This is a genomic window from Streptomyces sp. NPDC006365, assembly GCF_042870755.1.
GTDB lineage: Bacteria > Actinomycetota > Actinomycetes > Streptomycetales > Streptomycetaceae > Streptomyces > Streptomyces xiangluensis.
Genome location: NZ_JBIAHS010000034.1, coordinates 40,518 through 60,783 on the forward strand (window position 1 = coordinate 40,518; position 20,266 = coordinate 60,783).

Consider the following 20,266-nt stretch of genomic DNA (forward strand, 5'->3'; position numbering starts at 1 on the left):
CTCAGTCCTTGTACGGAGGTCGACCTCGATAGTCGTTCTCATGCGAGCCCGTACCCAAGTAGCTGCTCTTTGTTTCTTGGATCCACTGCTGATCGTCCGCTGTATCCTTCGCCTTTGGGTTGTCCTTGAAGTATGAGTCGTAGGTCGATCCAAGGTCGTCGACTCCCTGGCGGTAGAAATCCCGGCTGGTTACCTGTGACTGAACGAGCGGATCGGATTCCGCATTGTCCGTGGCTTTGTCGATTTCGTGTCCGAGCATCGTGTTGGCGGCGTCGGTGATTGTGTCCGCGGCGAGAGGGGCGATGACGAGCGCAGCAGCCGTTGAACCAGGGAGCGGGACGGCGGCGACTCCGCCTGCGACGACTGCTCCCACCATCAGTTTCTTCCAGTCCGCCGACCGGCTCAGCTCCTTGTTCGCTTCGTCTGTATTCGCACCGTAGGTTGTCTCGGCCTGCTGCACACGGGAGTTGTCCAGGATTCCGCGGGCTTCCGCACCAACTGCCATGACATCCCGAGCATGGTTCATGTTGGCATCGCTTGTAGGTGGGTTGGAATCCAACATGCTCAAGGTGTATAGGTGTTGGGCGGTTGTCACAGCCTTGTGCGAGTCCTCGTTCTGCCCGAGAACGCTCAGGAAATCGATGGCTCCTTGGTTTCCGAACTCCGCGCGGCCGGCGTACCGGGCAGGGAAGTCGCCCGCGTCCTTACTGTGGTCGCCGATGCCAGACAGTTCGTAATCGAGGTCATCAATGTACGCACCGGCCATCTTGCCCAGACTGTCGGCCAGCTCCGGCTGGTCGTGCAGCATCTTGGGGCCGTCTTCGCTTCCATAGAGGTAGGCCACCTGCTCCATCACACCAGCTGTTGCGGCGGTGCGGTGGTCGCCACCGGCTTTCACGGCGTCGGTGCCCGTGTCGTACGAGTAACCGGTCGTGGCGGCATCAAGGGCGTGGCCGAGTGCGTTGTGGCCTGCGATGAAGTCGCGTTCGCCGTCGAGGGTCGGATCAGGCAGCCAAATCCGCTCCTTGGTCAGGTACTTGAGGTGGTCGTTGACCTCGGAGTTCTTGTTGACGCCGTCTCCCGTTCCTTCGGGCTGAGCGAAGAACTGGGTTGCGGCGTCGGGGTTGTGGCCGAGCGCCTGGAGGAAGCCGTTCATCGGGTCGCGACCACGGTCGTTCTTGTCCCAGAAGTTGAGATCACCCTGGTTCCAGTTGTTGATCCAGGGGCTCATGTCCTTGACATTGCGTTCCTTGTCGAAGGCGATGAGCTTCTCGCCGTAGTCGTTCAGGAACTGGTCGTCGTAATCGCCGAACCGCATGAGGTTGCTCATGACTGCGAAGCCACTGGGATCGTTGGCGTCGTCGATTCCGAGTTGGTCGGGACCGAGCCCGATCATCTTCTTTTCCCAGCCCGCCATGGCGTCGCTGTCGGAGAGGGTGGCGGTGCCGAGCGTGATGCCGAGGTTCTTCTGCAGCTGCTTGGCTTGTTCCCACATCTTGGGGTCGCGGCTGTAACCCTGATACGGGTCAGCGACACCGGCGTAGAACTGGAGGGTCTTCTTGGCCCCTACATCGGTGGCGAGCTTCTCGGCGAAGAGTGGGTCGCTCCTGTACTTGGCCAGATTCTCGTTGAGCTGATTGAGCTCAGTACTCGTGAGCTTATGGGGGTCCTTTCTCATGAGGCCGGCCATGTCTTTGGCAGTCTTGACTGCCTCCGCTGCCGAGTCCCGGTCCTTGTAGCTGGCATCGGAGAAACCGTGCTTCGCCTGGTCCACGAGGAGCCTGAGTACCTCGGCTGCGCTGCTGTCGGATTCTGTGGCCTTGGTGAGGATTCGCTGGATCTCGTCCCGGAAATTGTCCACGTCTTGCTGCGTGTGCTCGGGGACATCAGTGCCCTTGGCGGCGCGGTCGGGGTGGATGTTCATGGTGACAGTGAACGTGCCATTGCCCGTGTCCATCACCGTGAGGTTTTTCTTGATACCTCGCTCGATGGCGTCGGTGAGCTGCGTGCGGTAGCTGATGAGTTCGCCACGGGTGTCTTTGAGGATCTTGGTGATGGAGTTGGCCTGTGTGTGGGCGTCGGTGAACTCGCCAGAGGTCTTGCCGACGAACTCACGGGTGACCGTTGCGTTGACCCCGGCCCAATTGGCCTTGGCTGCCTTGGCCTTGAGGTTGTTTTCGGCGTCCCTCTGCAGGTCTGCGAGCTTCTTCGTCATCTGTTCCCAGTCGGTGATCGCTTCACCGAGCTTCGAGAAGTTGCCGTGGCGCAGTGCGTCGAGGTCCATCGGCGTCAGTGGCCCTTCCGGTCGTCGAAGCCCTCGTCGAGCGTGGCGATGCTGCTGACCGCGCCGGCGATGTAGGACTCGTCGGCAGCGTGCTGGTTCTTGGTGAATCGCAGGTGGTTGGAGATGTGGGCACAGGCGTCCAGCAGGGTCTTGGTCTGCTGGCTCCAGCGCTCTGTCACATGCTCGAGCGCGGCTCCCAGGGCGAAACCTTCCCCTTTGAGTCCGCCTGCGGCCGCCTCGGAGGCCACGCGTGCATGGCCGCTGTAGGCCGTGAAGTCCTGGAACAGGTCATGGGCCGCCTTGCCGACTGCCGCAAGATCCTGTTGACCTGCTACGAGGTCGCCCTGGGTACTTCCCTGATCCGCCGGATACTGATTCAGCTGCATCCCCGTCGACTGCCGCTCCGCCGCCTGCGCCTTCAGCTGCTCCCACTCATCCCACGCCATCGCTGTGCCCCTTCCCCCGTGTCTTCGCCCGACCGGCTCCTGGACGGGCGCGCTCCGCCAACTCCCCGACGATCAAGCCCCGTTCAGCGTAGCCAGCTGCACCCAGACGTACTCTCCCGTTCGAGTTGCTACTCGTGCCAGTCGCGCTACCCGTGCCACGCCCGCCACCCGTGCCACGCACGCCCTGTACAAGCCTTTGTAAGTGGTCCACCGGCATCAGTCCTCAAGCCCCCCAGACTCGATGTAATCAATGTCGGTGAACCACCACACCGCCATCACGACCATCACCGCAGCGAGCGAGAGCAGCAGAACGCGCCGGGCCCGATACCCCGCCTCCGACGGCTCGTTCGCCTCCGGGTCGCTGAAGCGGCGTGCCTGGAAGCGCCACCAGAGTGCCTTCTGGTCGGCCAGTCCCATCCCGCCGAGCCAGAGGGCGAGCAGAAGCATGAAAATTCCTACCCCGACCATCAGAACGTCCCTTCCGGCTCAAGCCCGATCTGCACCAGCGGCTTCCCCCTCCGCCGAGACACAAAGACCCCCCGCCCCGCAGGCATGGGCCGCGGCCGAACCCCACCCAGCAGGTCCCCCTCGCCAGGATCACCCGCCAGAACGACCCCCTGCGCCCCCAACTCCTTGACGCGCTGCATGAACGCCTCGTACGACGCACGCCCGGCACCTGCCGTCGACCGCGCGATGATGAAGCGGACGCCCACGTCCCGGGCGAACGGCAACAGTTCCGTCAATCCCGCCAGCGGATTCCCGCTCGAAGTCGCCACAAGGTCGTAGTCATCGACAACGACATAAACCGTCGGCCCGCGCCACCAACTCCGGTCCCGTAGCTGCTGTGCCGTCACGTCGGCCGTCGGTGTGCGGCGCTTCATCAGGTCGGCCAGGGCGGCCATGTGGTGGTCCATGGCGTTGGACATCGGGATGTACTCCGCCAGGTGCGAGGCCGGAGTGACATCCAGCAGCGAGCGGCGGTTGTCGATGACGAACAGCTTGGCCTCGTCGCCCGAGTAGCGTTCCGTCACCTGCTTGATGAGCAGCCGCAGCAGGTTCGACTTGCCCGCCTCGCTTTCGCCGAAGACGAGGAAGAACGGGTCCTGTTCGAAGTCGACGAAGACCGGTTCGAGGTTGTCCTCGTCGAGGGCGAAGGCGACGCCGCGGCGCGGGAAGCGGTCGCCCGGAGGCAGTTGCTCGGCAGGGAACTCGCGGGGCAGCAACCGGACTTCGGGTGCGCCGGGCGCCTGCCAGTGCCGGGAGACCTCGGTCGCCAGCGCCGCCGTGGCGTCCGCCAGGTCCGTGTCGGAGGTCAGACCGTCGATGCGTGGCACCGCCGCCATGAAGTGCAGCTTCTGCGGGGCCTGTCCGCGGCCGGGCACGCCCGCCGGGACGTTTGCCGCCACCTTGCGGTCCAGTTCGGAGTCCATCGTGTCGCCGAGCCGCAGCTCCAGGCGGTTCATCAGGTGGTCCTTGAGGTTGGCCCTGACCTCCATCGAGCGTGAGGCCGTCAGGATCAGGTGGATGCCGTAACCGAGACCACGCGACGCGATGTCGAGGATCACCTGGTCCATCGCCTCGTAGTCCGCACGGAAGTTGCCCCAGCCGTCGATGACCAGGAAGACGTCGCCCCACGGCTGATCCATGACCGGGATGTCGCCTCGGGCCCGCCGCGCCCGGAACTCCGCGATCGACGAGATGCCCGACGAACGGAAGTACTCCTCGCGGCGGGTCAGCACGCCGTACACCTCGGCCACCGTCCGCCGCACCCGCTCCGGATCCAGGCGCGAGGCGACTCCGCCCACGTGCGGAAGTCCGGCCACGGCTGCCATGCCGCCACCGCCGAAGTCGAGGCCGTAGAACTGGACTTCGTGCGGCGTGTGCGTGAGCGCGAACGCCGAGATCAGGGTGCGTACCAGCGTCGACTTGCCGGACTGCGGGCCGCCGAGGATCTGCATGTGGCCGGCCGCGCCGGAGAAGTCGACCCAGAGCGGGTCGCGGCGCTGCTCGTACGGCTTGTCCACCAGGCCCGCCGGTACGACCAGGCGGCCGGCGCCCTCGTATCCCGGCTGGGTGAGCCCGCGGTCCTGCACCGCAGTGAGGCCGGGCAGGAGCCCGTCCAGCGACGGCGGGCTGTCCAGCGGCGGCAGCCACACCTGGTGGGCCGCCGGACCCTGTGCCTCGAGCCGGCGCACGATCACGTCCAGCACGGTGTCGGCGAGAGCGTCGTCGACCTCAGGACCGTCCGAAGCCGAAGGACGCTGCTGCGGTACCGGCACGTACTGCACCGGCACCTCGGCCGCCGTGAACAGCACCGGCCGCCGGTCCACCGGCAGCGGGCCGCCGCCCAGCGACGCCCGCTGCGTGCCCGAGCGGTAGACCCCGGAGACGTACGCCGCCTTGAAGCGCACCATCTCGCCCGTGCCGAACTTCAGGAGGCCCGAGCCCGGGACATTCGGCAGCTCATAGGCGTCCGGTACGCCGATCGCCGCCCGGGACTCCGCGGCGGAGAAGGTCCGCAGACCGACCCGGTACGAGAGATACGTCTCCAGTCCGCGCAGGCGGCCCTCCTCCAGCCGCTGCGACGCCAGCAGCAGGTGCACACCCAGCGAACGGCCGATGCGGCCGATCTGCACGAACATCTCGATGAAGTCCGGCTTCGCCGTCAACAGCTCACTGAACTCGTCGATCACCAACACCAAAGAGGGAATGGGCTGCAGCGCCGCACCCGCCGCACGCGCCTTCTCGTAGTCGTGGATGTTGGCGTAGTTGCCCGCGTCGCGCAGCATCTCCTGGCGGCGGTTGAGTTCGCCGCGGATGGAGTCGCCCATGCGGTCGACCAGGGTGAGGTCATCCGCGAGGTTGGTGATGACGGCCGCCACATGCGGCATCTGCGCCATGCCCGCGAAGGTCGCGCCGCCCTTGAAGTCGGCGAGCACGAAGTTCAGCGTCTCCGAGGAGTGCGTCACCGCCAGGCCCAGCACCAGCGTGCGCAGCAGCTCCGACTTGCCGGAACCGGTGGCGCCCACGCACAGGCCGTGCGGGCCCATGCCCTCCTGCGCGGCCTCCTTGAGGTCCAGCATCACGGGGCGCCCGTCCTCGCCGACACCGATCGGCACCCGCAGCCGCTCGGCCAGCGAACGCGGCCGCCAGGTGCGCTGGGTGTCGACGGACGCCGCGTCACCGAGGTTCAGCAGGTCGGTGAACTCCAGGTTGGCGAGCAGCGGTTCGTCGTCGTCCCCGCCGGAGGCCATCCGCAGCGGGGCCATTTGCCGGGCGAGGGCCTCGGCGGATTCGTACGAGAGGGCGTCGGGAGTCCCTTCGTAGGCGACACCGTGCACCGACTCCAGGTGCAGTGCCTCGGGCCGTACGACGATGGAGAGTTCGCCGCCGCCCGTGGTCAGTTCGCCGGGAACGACCTCGAGGACGGTGACGCCCTGCAGCCCTTCGGGGTTGGCCAGGACCGAGTCGGGGGGCAGGGATCGACCGTCGAGTACGACGACGATGTGGGGCTCTTCCGGCAGGGGCGCCGCGTTCGGGTGGAAGCGCGGACGGCCGGTCAGCCGGGTGGCGAGCAGGTTCTCCAGCTCGCGGGTGTCGCTGTCGATCATCCTGCGGCTTCCCGCGCCGTCCACGGAACCGGGGGCCTGGACGTGCGGCAGCCACTTGGCCCACTCCCAGTGGGGCAGGTCCTCGCGGCCCGCCGCGACCACGATGAGCAGGTCCTCGGGGGAGTGCAGCGCAGCCAGAGAGCCGACCATGGCCCGCGCGGAGGACCGTACGGACTGCGGTTCGCCGCTGATCGTCACGTGGTAGAACGCGCGCAGCGAGACCGCCATCGGCAGGTCGTCCAGGGTGCTGTGCACGGCGAGGAAGCGTTGCATCGCGCCCGCGGTCAGCGGCTCCAGCTGCTCGACGGGGGCGGTCTCGGGGGCGACCAGGGTGCTGGCGAGGGACTGCGAGCCGAGGCCGATGCGGACCTGGGCGAAGTCCTCGTCGCCGGGCCGGCGTTCCCAGACGCGGCTGCCCTCGGCGACCAGGGCCCACAACTGCTCGGGGGAGGGGTGGAGGAAGTACTGCGCGTCGCGCTGAGCCTTCGCCGTGTCGACGGCCGTGCGCCGGATCTGCGCCAGGTAGCTCAGGTAGTCGCGGCGCATGTCCGCCAACTGACCCTGGTTGCCGCGGCGGAAGCGGATCGCCATCGCGACGCCCATGGCGATCGTCGAAGCGATCATGATCATGCCCATGATCCTCATGAAGGGATGTGCGTTGGGCATGAAGAAGAACACCACGGAGCCGCCCATGCCCAGCATCGGCAGCAGTTGCATCAGCACGCCTTCCTGCTGCCCCCGCGGCAGTTCGGGCGGAGGCTGCAGGATGATCTCCCGCGTGGACACTTCGGACGGCAGCGCCCGAGGCGGGCGCTTCACGACGATGTGGCTCACTATCACCCATTCTCTTGTCGGCCGGGAGTCCGTCCGCCTCCCCGTGTCGGGCGGACGCAGGCCGCCGCGCGATCCTACTGACTTCAGTGGAGTCCAAGGGACGGTAGGGTGCCGCATGTTCGCTTCAGCACATGGGAGTTGAGGTGGAGCGGTTGGGGCATTCACGTGCGATCTGGCGAGATGCCCAAGCCCAGTGACGGCACGACGGCACCGTTCTCGCCGCCCCGCCGCATCGTCGGTCACAAAGGTGTCGGGAAAACCGCCCAGGACTTCCAGACCGCAGGTACAGAACCATCACTGAGGGGGAACAGCAGGTGAGCATGACGGCCTCCGCGGCAGCCACCGGAGGAGGACCCGGTACGGGAACTCCTGCCGGGGCGGGCACGGGTCTCGGCTTCTGCCGGGTCACCATCGTCGCGCCCGACAGCCGGATCGACGTGGCACTGCCCGACGACATCCCGGTCGCCGACATCTATCCGGAGATCCTCAGGCTCTCCCAGCAGAGCCCGGCTCAGAGCGCACCCGTCGGCTATCACTTGGTCCGCCGGGACGGCACCGTCCTCGACAGTGCCCGTTCCTTCGCCGCCCAGCGCATCCTCGACGGCGAACTCCTCACGCTGCGCCCCTTCTCCGAGTCGCTGCCCCCCGCCGTCTTCGACGATGTCTCCGAAGCGGTCGCCTCCGCCGTGACCAGCGAACGGACCTTGTGGAGCGGCGACTTGACGCGTGCCGCGGGCCTCGTCGGAGGAGGCGTACTCGCGTTCCTGCTCGCCTTCGTGGCCTGGATGGGCGACCCGCTCCACGACATGAACAGTCTGCCCGGCATTCTCGCCGGGGTCGCCGGTGTCCTCCTGGTCGTCCTCGCGTGCGTACGCGCCCGGGTCTACGACGACCGGGCCTCGGCCATCGCCCTGGGACTCGGTGCCCTTCCCAACGTCGGCGTGGGCGGCTCGGGTCTCCTGCCGCTCGCCGACGGACAGGGCATCGGCAAGCTCCAGTTCCTCCTCGCCTGCGCGGCGGTGCTGCTGGCTTCGGTCCTGCTCACCCTGTGCTCGCCGAGCGGGGACGGCCCGTTCGTCGCCTTCGTCTTCGCCTCCGCCGTCGGCCTGCTCGCCACGTTCGCGGCGACCCTCGCAGACTGGACGCCTTCTGAGATCGGCGCCCTGTGCGCCCCGGTCGCCGTCGGAGGCCTGGCTTTCCTGCCCGGCCTGTCGATGCGCTTCGCCCGGCTCCCGATCGGCTTCGACACCCCGGACACCGCCCCGCGCAGCGCGTACGACACCGACCCCATCCCCCGCGAGCCGGTCGACGCCGAGCGGGTGGCCGCCCAGGCACGACGCGGACACGAACTCCTGGTCGGCCTGGTGGGCGGCTGCGCACTGATCGCCGTCGGTTCCTCGGCCGTCCTGGGCTTCTCCTCGAACGTGTGGGCCCAACTCCTCGCGCTCGCCACCGGCGTGGCCCTGCTGATGCGCGCCCACCTCTTCCGCTACACCGCCCAGGTCGCCCCCGTCCTGGCCGGCGGCCTCGCCTCGCTCATGCTGCTCGGCCTGGGCCTGGCGCTCAACCCGCCCCACGCGGTGATCCGCGAGGCCCTCACAGGTGACCGTACCGACCTCGACATCCGGACGATCTGGCTCGTCGCGGCGATCGCGGCGGTTGCCGCGCTCGTCACGGCGATCGGCCTGATCGTCTCGCGCGGCGGCCTCACCCCGTTCTGGGGACGCTTCCTGGAGATCGCCGAGGGCTTCGTGCTGCTGACCCTGGTGCCCCTGGCACTGGCCGTCTTCGACGTGTACTCGACGGCTCGGTCGATGACGAGCTGACCCGGCCGTGAGCTGCCCGCACGCGGGGCCGACGAGACGTGAGTCCCCGTCGGCCCCGAGCGGCTACAGGGGCCGCGAGCTCTCGTCGTGTACCGAGCGTTACTCCGCCGCGAGCCCTCCGTTGTGCGGAGCCGGCTCCAGGTCGAACTCCCCGTCCCGTGCGCCCAGTACGAAGGCCTGCCATTCCGCCTCCGTGTAACGCAGAACCGTGTCCGGGTCGAGAGACGACCTCATGGCCACCGCGCCGTTGGGAAGGTAGGCGATCTCGACCCGCTCCTCGTGCGCCTCCGTACCCGGTGCGCTGTGCCATTCGACCCCGGAGATGTCGAGGGCGTAGAGCTCGTTCTTCTCCCGCTCCTTGCGCGCCTTGACGTCCTTGTCCTCTGCCTCGGCCATGGCGAAGCGACCCCTTCCCGACCTACGAATTCCCGGCTTGCGAGCGACCTGTCGCGTCACCTTACTGGGATGGGCCCCGGCCTCTCAGGACTCCCGGAACCCCGGTCCGGAGGCCTGCAACCTCCTGGTACCCTGTGTAACGGCCGTATGTGTACGCACCCCCGGACCGCCCCCTCAGGGCCCTGGAGGACGCGCCCAGCGGATCCCCGCCTCCCGAGTAACGGAAGCTCCCCTGAGAAGTGGACCAGGGGCACTCGGTGGCTATCCAAGAAGACTACGAGGAGTACGCGTGTCGCTCGACGCCGCTACGAAGAAGCAGATCATGTCCGAGTTCGGTACCAAGGAGGGCGACACCGGCTCCCCCGAGGTCCAGGTGGCCATGCTCTCGCGCCGGATCTCGGACCTGACCGAGCACCTCAAGACCCACAAGCACGACCACCACTCCCGTCGTGGTCTGCTGATCCTGGTCGGTCAGCGCCGCCGGCTGCTGCAGTACCTGGCCAAGAAGGACATCCAGCGCTTCCGTACGCTGGTCGACCGCCTCGGCATCCGCCGTGGTGCGGCGGGCGCCCGGTAAGACGCCGTGAAGGGAGCGGTTCCCACACTGAGGGGGCCGCTCCCTTTGCTGTACGTGCGGAGTGTCACTGCCACTTTGTAGTGTGGTAGCACAACGCAAGACGTACGACACGACGTGGTCCCGTGACAGCGCACAGCGACGGCGCGGACACCACAACTGAACGAGGAGAAGCGCACCTCGCCGCCGCCGGTCCTCGGTAGTGGCCCCCGGGGGAATGCGAGCCCCGGGTGCTTCGATCGAAGACCGGCCCGCACCAGACGGAGCGCTTCTCCGACGTCCACCCGCCACACGGGCGGGACGGGACGAAAGACGAAAAGTATCGGAGAAATCGCTAGTGGAGAACGAGACCCACTACGCCGAAGCCGTGATCGACAACGGTTCTTTCGGCACCCGCACCATTCGTTTCGAGACGGGCCGTCTGGCCCGCCAGGCCGCCGGCTCCGCCGTGGCCTATCTCGATGACGACACCATGGTTCTGTCGGCCACCACGGCCTCCAAGAACCCCAAGGACCAGCTCGACTTCTTCCCCCTGACGGTGGACGTCGAGGAGCGGATGTACGCCGCCGGCAAGATCCCCGGCAGCTTCTTCCGCCGTGAGGGCCGCCCCTCCGAGGACGCGATCCTCACCTGCCGTCTCATCGACCGCCCGCTGCGCCCGTCCTTCAAGAAGGGCCTGCGCAACGAGATCCAGGTCGTCGCCACGATCATGGCGCTCAACCCCGACCACCTGTACGACGTCGTGGCGATCAACGCCGCGTCCGCGTCCACGCAGCTGGCCGGTCTGCCCTTCTCCGGCCCGATCGGCGGCGTCCGCGTCGCGCTGATCCGCGGTCAGTGGGTGGCCTTCCCGACGCACACCGAGCTCGAGGACGCCGTCTTCGACATGGTCGTCGCGGGCCGCACCCTGGAGGACGGCGACGTCGCGATCATGATGGTCGAGGCCGAGGCCACCGAGAAGACGATCCAGCTCGTCAAGGGCGGCGCCGAGGCGCCGACCGAGGAGATCGTCGCCGCCGGTCTGGACGCCGCGAAGCCCTTCATCAAGGTGCTCTGCAAGGCCCAGGCCGACCTCGCCGCGAAAGCCGCCAAGCCGACCGGCGAGTTCCCGATCTTCCTCGACTACCAGGACGACGTCCTGGAGGCGCTCACCGCCGCCGTCAAGGACGAGCTCTCGCAGGCCCTCACCATCGGGGGCAAGCAGGAGCGCGAGACCGAGCTGGACCGCGTGAAGGCGCTCGCCGCCGAGAAGCTGCTTCCGCAGTTCGAGGGCCGCGAGAAGGAGATCTCCGCCGCGTACCGCTCGCTGACCAAGTCCCTGGTCCGTGAGCGCGTCATCAAGGAGAAGAAGCGCATCGACGGCCGCGGTGTCACCGACATCCGCACGCTCGCCGCCGAGGTCGAGGCGATCCCGCGGGTGCACGGTTCGGCGCTGTTCGAGCGTGGCGAGACCCAGATCCTGGGCGTCACCACCCTCAACATGCTCCGCATGGAGCAGCAGCTGGACACGCTCTCCCCGGTGACCCGCAAGCGCTACATGCACAACTACAACTTCCCGCCGTACTCCACCGGTGAGACCGGCCGCGTCGGCTCCCCGAAGCGCCGCGAGATCGGCCACGGCGCCCTCGCCGAGCGCGCGCTCACGCCGGTGCTGCCGACGCGCGAGGAGTTCCCGTACGCGATCCGTCAGGTGTCCGAGGCCCTCAGCTCCAACGGTTCGACGTCCATGGGCTCGGTCTGCGCCTCCACCATGTCGCTGCTGAACGCCGGTGTGCCGCTGAAGGCCCCCGTCGCCGGTATCGCCATGGGCCTCATCTCCCAGGAGATCGAGGGCGAGACGCACTACGTGACCCTGACGGACATCCTCGGTGCCGAGGACGCCTTCGGTGACATGGACTTCAAGGTCGCCGGTACGAAGGAGTTCGTGACCGCGCTCCAGCTCGACACCAAGCTGGACGGCATCCCGGCCTCCGTCCTGGCCGCGGCCCTGAAGCAGGCCCGTGACGCCCGCCTCCACATCCTCGACGTGATGATGGAAGCGATCGACACCCCGGACGAGATGTCCCCGAACGCCCCGCGGATCATCACTGTGAAGATCCCCGTGGACAAGATCGGCGAGGTCATCGGCCCCAAGGGCAAGATGATCAACCAGATCCAGGAGGACACCGGCGCCGACATCACGATCGAGGACGACGGCACGATCTACATCGGCGCGGTCGACGGACCCTCCGCCGAGGCCGCCCGCACCACGATCAACGGCATCGCCAACCCGACCATGCCGGAGGTCGGCGAGCGCTACCTGGGCACGGTCGTCAAGACGACCACCTTCGGCGCGTTCGTCTCGCTGCTCCCGGGCAAGGACGGACTGCTGCACATCTCGCAGATCCGCAAGCTCGCCGGCGGCAAGCGCGTGGAGAACGTCGAGGACGTGCTCGGTGTGGGCGCCAAGGTCCAGGTCGAGATCGCCGAGATCGACTCCCGCGGCAAGCTCTCCCTGATCCCCGTGATCGAGGGCGAAGAAGGCGACGACAAGAAGGACGACACCGACAAGTGACGTCTCGTAGCTCCACGGCGACGGCCCGCTCCTCCTCCGAGGCGCGGGCCGTCGCCCGTACCCAAACCCTGATCAAGGGCCAGAACGGCATCGGTACGGTACGCAAGACCACCCTCCCCGGAGGCCTGCGCGTCGTCACCGAAACGCTGCCCTCCGTGCGCTCCGCCACCTTCGGCATCTGGGCGCACGTGGGCTCCCGCGACGAGACGCCGGCTCTGAACGGCGCCACGCACTACCTGGAGCACCTGCTCTTCAAGGGCACCTCCCGCCGTAGCGCGATGGACATCTCCTCCGCCATCGACGCGGTCGGCGGCGAGATGAACGCCTTCACGGCGAAGGAGTACACGTGCTACTACGCGCGCGTGCTCGACGCCGACCTTCCTCTCGCCATCGACGTCGTCTGCGACATGCTCACCGGCTCACTGATCCTCGAAGAGGACGTGAACGTCGAGCGGGGCGCGATCCTCGAGGAGATCGCGATGACCGAGGACGACCCGGGCGACTGCGTGCACGACCTGTTCGCGTCCACCATGCTCGGCGACACCCCCCTCGGCCGCCCCGTCCTCGGCACGGTCGACACGGTCAATGCCCTCACCGCGGACCGCATCCGCCGCTTCTACAAGAAGCACTACGACCCGACACATCTCATCGTCGCCTGCGCGGGCAACGTCGACCACAACAAGGTCGTACGCCAGGTCCGTGCCGCCTTCGAGAAGGCCGGCGCCCTGACGCAGCCGACCGCCACGCCCATGGCCCCGCGTGACGGCTCGCGCGCCATCCGGACCGCGGGCCGCGTCGAACTGCTCGCCCGCAAGACGGAGCAGGCCCATGTCGTCCTCGGCATGCCCGGTCTGCCCCGTACCGACGAGCGCCGCTGGGCCATGGGGGTCCTGAACACCGCGCTCGGCGGCGGCATGTCCTCCCGCCTCTTCCAGGAGGTCCGTGAGAAGCGGGGCCTGGCCTACAGCGTGTACTCGTACACCTCGGGCTTCGCCGACTGCGGACTCTTCGGTGTGTACGCGGGCTGTCGGCCGAGCCAGGTCCACGACGTGCTGAAGATCTGCCGCGACGAGCTCGACCAGGTCGCCGAGCACGGTCTGTCGGACGACGAGATCGGCCGCGCCATCGGCCAGCTGAGGGGCTCCACCGTCCTCGGCCTGGAGGACACGGGTGCGCTCATGAACCGCATCGGCAAGAGTGAGCTGTGCTGGGGCGAGCAGATGTCGGTCGACGACATGCTGGCCCGGATAGCCGCGGTCACCCCCGACGACGTACGGGCTGTGGCCCGCGACATTCTGGGCCGGAGGCCCTCGCTGTCGGTCATCGGCCCGCTCAAGGACAAGCAGGCATCCCGGCTGGACGAAGCGGTCGCATAAGTCCTCGACCGCCGCGTAAGTCCGCGTAAGTCCTCGACTAAGGAATCAAGAACATGAGCAAGCTGCGCGTGGCGGTCCTCGGCGCCAAGGGCCGTATCGGATCCGAGGCGGTACGAGCCGTCGAGGCCGCCGAGGACATGGAGCTGGTGGCCGCCCTCGGCAGCGGCGACAAACTGGAGACGCTGGTGGAGACCGGCGCCCAGGTCGCCGTAGAACTGACCACCCCCGCCTCGGTCATGGGCAACCTCGACTTCTGCGTACGCCACGGCATCCACGCCGTGGTCGGTACGACGGGCTGGACCGACGAGCGCCTCGCACAGCTGAACACCTCGCTGGCCGCCTCCCCGGAGATGGGCGTGCTGATCGCGCCGAACTTCTCCATCGGCGCCGTGCTGACCATGAAGTTCGCGGAGGTCGCCGCGCCGTACTTCGAGTCCGTCGAGGTCGTCGAGCTGCACCACCCGAACAAGGTGGACGCCCCGAGCGGCACCGCCACGCGCACCGCCCAGCTCATCGCCGCGGCCCGGGAGCGTGCGGGCAGTGCCCCGCAGCCCGACGCCACGGTGACGGCACTGGACGGCGCCCGCGGGGCGGACGTCGACGGCGTGCCCGTACACGCGGTGCGGATGCGCGGACTGCTCGCGCACCAGGAGGTGCTCCTCGGCGGCGAGGGCGAGACCCTCACCATCCGCCATGACTCGCTGCACCACAGCAGCTTCATGCCGGGCATCCTGCTCGGCGTACGCCGCGTCGTGGACGCCCCCGGCCTCACCTTCGGCCTGGAACACTTCCTGGACTTGAACTGACCGCCATGCGCGCAAAGATCACGTACGCCGTCACGGCCGCCGTCCTCGTCGTCTACTTCGTCCTGGTCGGCAGCCGTGGGGTCATGCTCATCGAGACCGGCACGGCCCTGACGGTCACCTTCGGGGTGGCGGTCCTCATCCTGCCGGTGATCGGCCTGTGGTTCCTGTGGAAGAACACACAGTTCGTCCGGAAGGCCAACCAGCTCGCCGCCGAACTCGACGCCGAAGGCGGTCTGCCTGTGGACGAGCTGAAGCGCACCCCGGCCGGCCGCATCGACCGCGACTCGGCCGACGAGGTCTTCGCCCGCCGCAAGGCCGAGACGGAGGACGCCCCGGACGACTGGCGCAGCTGGTTCCGCCTCGCGATCGCCTATCACGACGCCCGCGACACAGCGCGCGCCCGCAAGGCGATGCAGCGCGCCATCGCCTTGCACGAGGGCAGGCCTGTGCAGGCCTGAGCTCGAGAGGCACGACGAAGGGGCCGGCCCGTACGCGGACCGGCCCCTTCGCGCTGCCGATCAGGCGTGGCGGTACTCGTCCGCCCACACCTCGACGCCGTCCGCCGCCCGGTCGAAGGCCGCGGGGCGCCCCAGGAAATCCGCGTTGTGCGTGGTCAGCATCGGCGTGGGCTCATCGCCCGCCCGGTCCCGGCGGACGAGGACGAGCGCCTGCCCCTGCACCGTGCGCGGCAGCCCGAGCCAGCGCACCGGCTGCTGCACCGTGCGCATCTCCGCGACCTGGGCCCAAGGCGCCGTCCGCGTAGTGAAGAAGCGCACCTGACGCAGCCCGTACGCGCTCACCCACGCGCCCACCCGCAACAGCCGCAGTGAACAGCCGATGACCAACAGCGCTACGCCGAAGCAGATCGCGCCCGCGCCCAGCGTGCCGGCCACCGCGATGATGACTGCAGCGAACAGCACGTACGAGGCGAGCAGCAGCAGGAGCGCTGCCATGGCGACCCGCCACGGGCCGGGCCGGTAGGGGCGTCGCCAGCGGTCGCGGTCGTCGAACGGCAGCGGGAGATCGTCCGTCACCTCGTCGAACGCGCGGTCGGCCGTAAGGAAGGGCAGGGGCACGACAGATCCTCACTCAATCCACGCACGGTCTGTGCCTGGTGAGGCTACCTAGCCATGTCCCTGCTCACCACCCTCGGGGGCCCGTATGAGCCTCCGGCTGCAGGCGGCTCTCAGCGGCTGTTCGAGGCCTCGGACTGCTGTGTCTGAGAAGGCGACTGGTCCTGCGACAGGGCGGGCATCCCGAAGAGCAGGGAGCCCGCGAGCCCGGCGACGATAGTGAGACCGATGAGCCAGCGCCCGGCTATCTCGCCGACGGAGACACGCTCGCGGGGCGGGGGAGTGACATTGCTGCGGTACTTGTCGGCTTCGGCGATGAAGGCGAACGGGACAGGCTCGCGCCGACGGAACATGGGAACTGCTTCTCCTCAGGGGATTCGAACGGATCGTACTCACCAAGACAGACGAACGAACGCCCCAAAAGGTGCCACGTTTCACCGAATTCGCAGAAGTTCGGCGAAGAATGTCGCACCCCGCCACCGAACGCCCGTTGTCAGAGTCGGGCCGTAGAGTGGGCGCCGCCCGAGCCAGCGATGGGAAGGACCCCGCAAGCCGTGACCGACAGCCCCGCCGACGACCTCAAACCCGGCTTCCGCAGCGATGTGACCGTCGAGTTGGTCAAGCACAGCGCGGCCGACTCCGACGTGCTGTTCGCCGCCCGTGTCTCGACCCTCGGGGAGCAGTCCCTGGACGAGCTCAAGAAGGACCCCGAGCGCTCCAAGGGCCTGATCAACTTTCTGATGCGGGACCGGCACGGCAGCCCCTTCGAGCACAACTCGATGACGTTCTTCATCAGCGCCCCGATCTTCGTCTTCCGCGAGTTCATGCGCCACCGAGTGGGCTGGTCGTACAACGAGGAATCGGGTCGCTACCGGGAGCTCCAGCCGGTCTTCTACGTTCCCGACGAGTCCCGCAAGCTCGTCCAGGAGGGCCGTCCCGGGAAGTATGTCTTCGTGGAGGGCACCCAGGCCCAGCAAGAACTCGTCGGCCGCGTCATGCAGGACTCGTACGTGCACGCGTACGAGGCGTACCAGGAGATGCTGGCCGCCGGCGTCGCCCGCGAGGTCGCCCGTTCGGTCCTCCCCGTCGGCCTGTACTCATCGATGTACGCGACGTGTAACGCCCGTTCCCTGATGCACTTCCTCGGCCTGCGCACGCAGCACGAGCTGGCCAAGGTGCCGTCCTTCCCTCAGCGGGAGATCGAGATGGTCGGCGAGAAGATGGAGGCGGAATGGGCAAAGCTCATGCCCCTCACCTACGCCGCGTTCAACGCCAACGGCCGGGTCGCGCCGTAGCGCACTCCATCCCGGCATCCGGCACAGATGTACGGGTAAACCGAGCGAAGTGTCCGTATTGCGGCATTTCGAGTAGTTCATCTAGCCTGATCAAACGGACCCGGCACTGCTTGAACCCCCGAGCAGGCAGTGCCGGGTTCCACCTTTGTTGCGACTTGTCGCCCGACCCGAGGGCAGACCGCGCGCTGAGCAGCGAGTAGCGTGTTACCCATGGCTCCGACCTCCACTCCGCAGACCCCCTACGGGCGGGTCCTCACCGCAATGGTCACGCCCTTCACGGCGGACGGAACTCTCGACCTGGACGGCGCGCAGCGGCTCGCCACCCACCTGGTGGACGCAGGCAACGACGGCCTGATCATCAACGGCACCACCGGCGAGTCCCCGACCACCAGCGACGCGGAGAAAGCGGACCTCGTAAGGGCGGTACTGGAAGCGGTCGGCGACCGGGCCCACGTCGTAGCCGGAGTCGGTACGAACCACACCCACCACAGCATCGAGCTGGCCCGCACTGCCGAGCAGGTGGGCGCGCACGGCCTCCTCGCGGTCACGCCGTACTACAACAAGCCCCCGCAGGAGGGTTTGTACCGGCACTTCACGGCGATTGCCGACGCGACCGAACTCCCGGTCATGCTCTACGACATCCCCGGCCGCAGCGGCGTACCGATCAACTCGGAAACGATCGTGCGCCTGGCCGAGCACCCGCGTATCGTGGCGAACAAGGACGCCAAGGGCGACCTCGGCCGCGCCAGCTGGGCCATCGCCCGGTCCGGCCTCGCCTGGTACTCCGGCGACGACATGCTGAATCTGCCGCTCCTCTCCGTGGGCGCGGTCGGCTTCGTCTCCGTCGTCGGTCACGTCGTCACCCCCGACCTGCGGGCCATGATCGACGCGTACATCAGCGGCGACGTCCAGAAGGCCACCGAGATCCACCAGAAGCTGCTGCCCGTCTTCACCGGCATGTTCCGCACCCAGGGTGTCATGACCACCAAGGCCGCGCTCACCCTCCAGGGCCTGCCCGCCGGACCCCTGCGCCTGCCCATGGTCGGACTCACACCCGACGAGACCGCCCAGCTCAAGATCGATCTTGCCGCCGGCGGGGTACAGCTCTGATCACAGACTTCACAACTGAATACGTACGACCAGCAGGCCAAGGGCCTGCACCACCAAGACAACTGCTACTGCACGAACGTCATACGCGCCACGTGCCCTGCCAGGTACGTGGCGCGCGTGGTGAGGAGAGAGTCTTTTGAGTCATCCGCATCCTGAACTAAGCCCCCCGTCGAAGCTCATCGAGGGCGGCCTCCGGGTCACCCCACTCGGCGGGCTCGGCGAAATCGGCCGGAACATGACGGTCTTCGAGTACGGCGGCCGACTGCTGATCGTCGACTGCGGAGTGCTCTTCCCCGAGGAGGAGCAGCCCGGAATCGACCTGATCCTGCCGGACTTCACGTCCATCAGAGATCGTCTCGACGACATCGAGGGCATCGTCCTCACGCACGGCCACGAGGACCACATCGGAGGTGTCCCCTATCTCCTGCGCGAGAAGCCGGACATCCCACTGATCGGCTCCAAGCTGACCCTCGCTCTCATCGAGGCGAAGCTCCAGGAGCATCGCATCCGTCCCTACACGCTCGAAGTCGCGGAGGGCCACCGCGAACGCATCGGCCCCTTCGACTGCGAGTTCGTGGCGGTCAACCACTCCATCCCGGACGCCCTCGCGGTCGCCATCCGCACACCCGCGGGCATGGTGGTGCACACCGGCGACTTCAAGATGGACCAACTCCCGCTGGACGGCCGCCTCACGGATCTACACGCGTTCGCGCGGCTGAGCGAGGAAGGCATTGACCTCCTTCTCTCGGACTCGACGAACGCCGAGGTTCCGGGGTTCGTCCCACCCGAGCGCGACATCTCGAACGTGCTGCGGCAGGTCTTCGCGAACGCCCGCAAGCGGATCATCGTGGCCAGCTTCGCCAGCCACATCCACCGCATCCAGCAGATCCTCGACGCCGCCCACGAATACGGCCGCCGGGTCGCCTTCGTCGGCCGCTCGATGGTCCGCAATATGGGCATCGCCCGTGACCTGGGCTACCTGAAGGTCCCGCCGGGCCTGGTCGTCGACGTCAAGACGCTCGATGACCTGCCGGACGGCGAGGTCCTGCTGGTCTGCACGGGTTCGCAGGGCGAGCCCATGGCCGCCCTGTCGAGGATGGCCAACCGAGACCACCAGATCCGTATCGTCCAGGGCGACACGGTGATCCTGGCCTCGTCACTCATCCCCGGCAACGAGAACGCGGTCTACCGCGTCATCAACGGCCTGACCCGCTGGGGCGCCAACGTCGTCCACAAGGGCAACGCCAAGGTGCATGTCTCCGGCCACGCCTCGGCCGGCGAGCTCCTGTACTTCTACAACATCTGCAGGCCCAAGAACCTGATGCCGGTCCACGGCGAATGGCGTCACCTACGCGCCAACGCCGAGCTGGGCGCCCTCACCGGAGTCCCGCACGACCGCATCGTCATCGCCGAGGACGGCGTCGCCGTCGACCTCATCGAGGGCAAGGCCAAGATCTCGGGCAAGGTCCAGGCCGGGTACGTGTACGTCGACGGCCTCTCCGTCGGCGATGTCGGCGAGCCTGCGCTCAAGGACCGCAAGATCCTCGGCGACGAGGGCATCATCTCGGTCTTCGTGGTGATGGACTCCAGCACCGGCAAGATCACCGGCGGTCCGCACATCCAGGCCCGCGGCTCGGGTATCGATGACTCCGCCTTCAGCGACGTCCTCCCGAGGATCACCGAGGTCCTGGAGAGGTCGGCCCAGGACGGCGTCGTCGAACCCCACCAGATGCAGCAGCTCATCCGCCGCACGCTGGGCAAATGGGTCTCGGACACTTACCGCCGCCGGCCGATGATCCTGCCCGTGGTGGTCGAGGTCTGACACCTCGCACGCGTACAACTGGGAGCGGGGCGCCTCGATTTGCATCGAGGCGCCCCGCTCCAGTACGTTTACGGCTCCGCCTGAACGGGAACCCGGCGCAACTGTGCATGGGGAACCAGCCCGAGCGGGACGGGAATTCCGACCCAGAATCTTCTGATAAAGTCGGAAACACCGAAGGGAAGCCCGGAGGAAAGCCACGAGATCTGGTATCTCGGGTGAGTACAAAGGAAGCGTCCGTTCCTTGAGAACTCAACAGCGT

At 67.5% G+C, this 20,266-nt stretch carries 16 protein-coding genes; 9 read left to right on the forward strand and 7 right to left on the reverse strand.

All coding sequences use genetic code 11. The features are described 5' to 3' along the window. Position 1: 1 nt before the first annotated feature. The 4 genes from ACFYO0_RS45475 to eccCa all read right to left on the reverse strand — a co-directional run bounded on the left by ACFYO0_RS45475 (position 2) and on the right by eccCa (position 7,175). On the reverse strand, positions 2 to 2,284 hold the full coding sequence (locus tag ACFYO0_RS45475) for a hypothetical protein (RefSeq protein ID WP_388688058.1): 2,283 nt from the start codon (positions 2,282 to 2,284) through the stop codon (positions 2 to 4). 5 nt (positions 2,285 to 2,289) lie between these two features. Continuing rightward, on the reverse strand, positions 2,290 to 2,730 hold the full coding sequence (locus ACFYO0_RS45480) for a hypothetical protein (protein WP_388688061.1): 441 nt from the start codon (positions 2,728 to 2,730) through the stop codon (positions 2,290 to 2,292). Positions 2,731 to 2,946: 216 nt separating this feature from the next. Then, the gene (locus tag ACFYO0_RS45485; RefSeq protein WP_388688064.1) at positions 2,947 to 3,177 is read right to left on the reverse strand and encodes a hypothetical protein; all 231 of its coding nucleotides are present in this window, start codon (positions 3,175 to 3,177) and stop codon (positions 2,947 to 2,949) included. Positions 3,178 to 3,197: 20 nt separating this feature from the next. Next, positions 3,198 to 7,175: a type VII secretion protein EccCa gene (gene eccCa / locus ACFYO0_RS45490; RefSeq protein ID WP_388688066.1), complete on the reverse strand. Its 3,978-nt coding sequence runs from the start codon at positions 7,173 to 7,175 to the stop codon at positions 3,198 to 3,200. A gap of 314 nt (positions 7,176 to 7,489) precedes the next feature. Here eccCa and eccD point away from each other — a divergent pair, with 314 nt between their 5' ends. Then, positions 7,490 to 9,001, forward strand: coding sequence for a type VII secretion integral membrane protein EccD (gene eccD / locus ACFYO0_RS45495; RefSeq protein ID WP_388688069.1), 1,512 nt, complete (start codon positions 7,490 to 7,492; stop codon positions 8,999 to 9,001). Positions 9,002 to 9,100: 99 nt separating this feature from the next. On the opposite strand, the gene ACFYO0_RS45500 is transcribed toward eccD, so the two are convergent. After that, entirely contained in the window at positions 9,101 to 9,397 is a 297-nt protein-coding gene (locus tag ACFYO0_RS45500) for a DUF397 domain-containing protein (protein WP_388688072.1), read from the reverse strand. Positions 9,398 to 9,686: 289 nt separating this feature from the next. Between ACFYO0_RS45500 and rpsO the strand changes: the two genes are divergently transcribed. The 5 genes from rpsO (at position 9,687) to ACFYO0_RS45525 (ending at position 15,165) form a co-directional block, all read left to right on the forward strand. Continuing rightward, complete coding sequence (gene rpsO / locus ACFYO0_RS45505) at positions 9,687 to 9,974, forward strand: 30S ribosomal protein S15 (protein WP_386350059.1); 288 nt, start codon at positions 9,687 to 9,689, stop codon at positions 9,972 to 9,974. A gap of 334 nt (positions 9,975 to 10,308) precedes the next feature. Then, on the forward strand, positions 10,309 to 12,525 hold the full coding sequence (locus tag ACFYO0_RS45510) for a polyribonucleotide nucleotidyltransferase (protein WP_386350062.1): 2,217 nt from the start codon (positions 10,309 to 10,311) through the stop codon (positions 12,523 to 12,525). Beyond that, positions 12,522 to 13,901 (forward strand): M16 family metallopeptidase, encoded by a 1,380-nt coding sequence (locus ACFYO0_RS45515; protein ID WP_388688077.1) that lies wholly within the window; start codon positions 12,522 to 12,524, stop codon positions 13,899 to 13,901. Before ACFYO0_RS45510 ends, ACFYO0_RS45515 begins: the two co-directional genes overlap by 4 nt. A gap of 53 nt (positions 13,902 to 13,954) precedes the next feature. After that, positions 13,955 to 14,707 (forward strand): 4-hydroxy-tetrahydrodipicolinate reductase, encoded by a 753-nt coding sequence (dapB, locus tag ACFYO0_RS45520; RefSeq protein ID WP_388688080.1) that lies wholly within the window; start codon positions 13,955 to 13,957, stop codon positions 14,705 to 14,707. Positions 14,708 to 14,712: 5 nt separating this feature from the next. Further along, positions 14,713 to 15,165: a hypothetical protein gene (locus ACFYO0_RS45525; RefSeq protein ID WP_388688083.1), complete on the forward strand. Its 453-nt coding sequence runs from the start codon at positions 14,713 to 14,715 to the stop codon at positions 15,163 to 15,165. Between the two features lie 60 nt (positions 15,166 to 15,225). Here the strand turns inward: ACFYO0_RS45525 and ACFYO0_RS45530 are convergent, their stop codons facing one another. Both ACFYO0_RS45530 and ACFYO0_RS45535 read right to left on the reverse strand, forming a co-directional pair. Further along, positions 15,226 to 15,783 carry a PH domain-containing protein gene (locus ACFYO0_RS45530; protein ID WP_388688086.1) on the reverse strand — a complete coding sequence of 186 codons (558 nt, stop codon included), beginning with the start codon at positions 15,781 to 15,783 and terminating at the stop codon, positions 15,226 to 15,228. 110 nt (positions 15,784 to 15,893) lie between these two features. Then, a complete protein-coding gene (locus tag ACFYO0_RS45535) occupies positions 15,894 to 16,133 on the reverse strand; it encodes a hypothetical protein (protein WP_386350076.1) in 240 nt (79 codons plus the stop codon). A gap of 201 nt (positions 16,134 to 16,334) precedes the next feature. On the opposite strand from ACFYO0_RS45535, the gene thyX reads away from it, so the two are divergent. The 3 genes from thyX to ACFYO0_RS45550 all read left to right on the forward strand — a co-directional run bounded on the left by thyX (position 16,335) and on the right by ACFYO0_RS45550 (position 20,007). Further along, positions 16,335 to 17,075: an FAD-dependent thymidylate synthase gene (gene thyX, locus ACFYO0_RS45540; protein ID WP_388688089.1), complete on the forward strand. Its 741-nt coding sequence runs from the start codon at positions 16,335 to 16,337 to the stop codon at positions 17,073 to 17,075. 210 nt (positions 17,076 to 17,285) lie between these two features. Continuing rightward, complete coding sequence (dapA, locus tag ACFYO0_RS45545; protein ID WP_388688092.1) at positions 17,286 to 18,185, forward strand: 4-hydroxy-tetrahydrodipicolinate synthase; 900 nt, start codon at positions 17,286 to 17,288, stop codon at positions 18,183 to 18,185. Positions 18,186 to 18,321: 136 nt separating this feature from the next. After that, a complete protein-coding gene (locus tag ACFYO0_RS45550) occupies positions 18,322 to 20,007 on the forward strand; it encodes a ribonuclease J (protein ID WP_388688095.1) in 1,686 nt (561 codons plus the stop codon). The last annotated feature ends 259 nt before the right edge of the window (positions 20,008 to 20,266 follow it).